This is a genomic window from Falsiporphyromonas endometrii (assembly GCF_042654485.1).
Taxonomy (GTDB): domain Bacteria; phylum Bacteroidota; class Bacteroidia; order Bacteroidales; family Porphyromonadaceae; genus Porphyromonas; species Porphyromonas endometrii.
In genome coordinates, this window is record NZ_JBHSGO010000098.1 from 1 (window position 1) to 3168 (window position 3168).

General features: G+C 39.2%; 3 protein-coding genes. All 3 read left to right on the forward strand.

Annotated features, from left to right (window positions below; all coding sequences use genetic code 11):
• Positions 1-297 precede the first annotated feature (297 nt).
• The 3 genes from spt to ACFO3G_RS03520 all read left to right on the forward strand — a co-directional run bounded on the left by spt (position 298) and on the right by ACFO3G_RS03520 (position 2897).
• Entirely contained in the window at positions 298-1482 is a 1185-nt protein-coding gene (spt, locus tag ACFO3G_RS03510; protein ID WP_380078034.1) for a serine palmitoyltransferase, read from the forward strand.
• Between the two features lie 62 nt (positions 1483-1544).
• Positions 1545-2168: a uridine kinase gene (gene udk / locus ACFO3G_RS03515; RefSeq protein ID WP_380078036.1), complete on the forward strand. Its 624-nt coding sequence runs from the start codon at positions 1545-1547 to the stop codon at positions 2166-2168.
• 12 nt (positions 2169-2180) lie between these two features.
• Positions 2181-2897: a glycosyltransferase family 2 protein gene (locus ACFO3G_RS03520; protein ID WP_380078038.1), complete on the forward strand. Its 717-nt coding sequence runs from the start codon at positions 2181-2183 to the stop codon at positions 2895-2897.
• Positions 2898-3168 lie beyond the last annotated feature (271 nt).

The following is a 3168-nucleotide window of genomic DNA, read 5'->3' on the forward strand; positions in this document are numbered from 1 at the left end:
AAGTTTGCTTTAGCCATTGTTTCTCAGTATAAAGACAAACTTTCCCTACGGAAGAGGTTGTTTAAGGCTGCTTTAAATATGGACTATCTCAAAAAGCTGCTAAAGATTTGATGCGGTTGCCCTGCCTCTTTCTAAAGACATATTTGGGTTTAATGGATATTGAGTACATTTGCACATTAAGAATAAAAATGTGTAGGAGGTAAGTATTCGATTGTACTTTGTCTTTTGCTGATCGAAAAAGATCAATCGAAGAACCATGTTCTAAATTTTGGGCCTCTTAATATAAGATTGTTTATTATGAACTTATTAGACGCAAAATTGTCGCAATACACAGAGCCACAGAAAGCTCAGGCATTAGGTATTTATCCTTATTTCAGGAAGATTGAGAGCGAGCAATCCACTGAAGTAATCATAGACGGTCGCCGAGTTCTTATGTTTGGTTCGAATGCTTATCTGGGATTGACCAACCATCCAAAGCTCAAGCAGGCTGCAATAGAAGCGGTAGAAAAGTACGGGACCGGTTGTGCCGGCAGCAGATTCTTGAATGGTACATTGGACTCTCACCTTGCGCTGGAGAAGCGTTTGGCTGAGTTTGTAGGCAAGGAGGATGCTATAATATTTTCCACTGGTTTTCAGGTCAATTTGGGTGTTGTCTCTTGCTTGACCGGTCGCGAGGATTACATCATTTGGGATGAGCTTAATCATGCTTCAATTATAGAGGGAATGAGATTGTCTTTTAGCCAAAAGCTAAAATTTAGACACAATGATATGGCTTCACTTGAGAAGCGTCTCCAACAGTGTGCGCCCGAGAAAATCAAGCTTATCGTTGTGGATGGCGTTTTCAGTATGGAAGGTGATAGAGCCAATTTGCCTGAAATAGTAAGATTGGCTAAAAAGTACAATGCATCAATCATGGTTGATGAAGCTCATAGCCTTGGTATACTTGGAAAAAATGGAAGTGGTTTGTGTAATGAGACGGGTACGACTGACAATGTTGATCTTGTGATGGGTACCTTCTCAAAAAGTTTTGCTTCGTTAGGAGGATTTGTAGCCGGCAATAAAACTGTGATCAATTATTTGCGTCACCATGCAAGATCTTATATCTTCTCTGCAAGTTGTACTCCTGCTTCCACCGCTGCAGCTAATGCAGCTCTGGATATTATGATTAATGAGCCGGAGAGAAGAGAGCATCTTTGGAATTTGACGCATTATGCTTTGGATCGTTTTCGTTCTTTAGGTTTTGAGATCGGCCATACTACGACACCTATTATACCATTGTTTATTAGAGACAATGAAAAGACATTTACGGTTACTCGAGATGCTTTTGAGGAGGGAGTTTTTGTCAATCCCGTAGTAGCTCCGGCAGTGGCGCCTACTGATACTCTGATTCGTTTTTCCCTTATGGCAACCCATACGATGCAACAGTTAGATGAAGGAATTGACAAGTTATACAAAGTGTTTAGAAAGAATAAGCTCTTATAATAACTGCAAGGGGGGTACGGCACATCAGTCTCAAAAGAATATAAAATAGGAATCATATCACAATGAATACGACAATTATAGGCGTTGCCGGAGGTACTGCATCCGGAAAATCTACGTTAGTTCATAAATTGCAGGAAGTCTTTTTGGAAGAGGATGTGACAATTATTTGTCATGATTATTATTATAAGGCACACAATGAACTACCATTGGAAGAGCGAGCTAAGCTCAATTATGATCATCCCTCTGCTTTTGACACTGATGTTATGATCGAGCATATCAAGCAACTCAAGGAAGGTAAAGATATTGAGCGTCCCGTCTATTCATTTGTTGAGCACAACCGTTTGCCACAGACCGTGGTGGTACATCCTGCAAGAGTCATTATTTTGGATGGTATCTTAATTTTGGAAAATAAGGAGTTGCGAGACTTGATGGATGTCAAAGTTTTTGTTGATACAGCTGCTGATGTCAGACTTGGCAGACGTCTTCTTAGGGATGTACAGGAGCGTGGTCGTTCCGTAGAGTCGGTATTGAATCAATATTTTACGACAGTGAAACCTATGCATGATGATTTTGTTGAGCCTTCCAAACGTTATGCCGACATCATTATCCCGGAAGGTGGTTTCAATTCTGTAGCATTAAGTTTGCTGGTCCAGAATATTCGTTCCCTTGTCAATGTAGAAGATTGATTTCTTAATTAGATGCCTTCACTTTCTATCATTACGATTTGTTTCAATGCAGCGGATTGTATTGAACGTACTCTTCGCTCGGTTAGCAAGCAGACTGACTTATCATTCGAATACCTCATTATTGATGGCGCCTCCAAAGATTGTACTCTTGATATGGTGCGTCAGATATGTCCTTTTGCTCGGATCTATAGTGAACCGGACAATGGTATTTATGATGCAATGAATAAAGGGCTCGTCAAGGCAACCGGTGATTATGTATGGTTTATGAATGCCGGTGATGAGATTTATGACAAAGATACAGTTGCTAAACTGCATCGGATTATCGCCTCCTCTCCAGACGTTATTTATGGTGACACTATGATTAAGGATGATGACGGAAAAGAGCTTGGTTTGAGGCGTCTAAGGCCTCCTAAGGTTTTGAGTTGGAAAAGTTTTTCTAATGGTATGTTGGTTTGTCATCAGTCTTTTATTGCAAGAAGAAGTTTGACTGCAAAGTACGATTTGCGTTATAGATTTTCAGCAGATTTTGATTGGTGTATTAAGGTCTTAAAGAAGTCTCGACATATAGTAAATTCCAATTTAATTCTTTCCGGATATCTCAAAGAGGGGGCTACTACTAACAATCACAAAGCATCATTGAAGGAGCGTTTTGGAATTATGTGTCGCTATTATGGTCTCTTTGTAACTCTCTTTAAACATTTTCTTTTCTTGTTCATAAGGAAAAGGTAGGCTTCTTTTTGTAGCGACTTAATGTCCCCTCCCATAGAAACATGTAGATTGGGCTTAGTATCGCCATGTAGAATGCACTATTAACCTCAATAGGCTTATGATGTATTTTAGATAAATCATTATGTGCCTTATTGTAAGGTCTATTAAGAACAATACTTCGGTAAATTTTTACCGAAAAATTAAAAGTTAAACAATAGAACTGACAAAAGTCGGTTCGAAAACACTAAAGAGATCATTGAAATGTTGTCAAAACGAATGGTTAAGCATGAAG

Coding starts and splice junctions, on each gene's coding strand:
- spt (WP_380078034.1), top strand. CDS start 298: ATGAACTTATTAGACGCAAAATTGTCGCAATACACAGAGCCACAGAAA.
- udk (WP_380078036.1), top strand. CDS start 1,545: ATGAATACGACAATTATAGGCGTTGCCGGAGGTACTGCATCCGGAAAA.
- ACFO3G_RS03520 (WP_380078038.1), top strand. CDS start 2,181: ATGCCTTCACTTTCTATCATTACGATTTGTTTCAATGCAGCGGATTGT.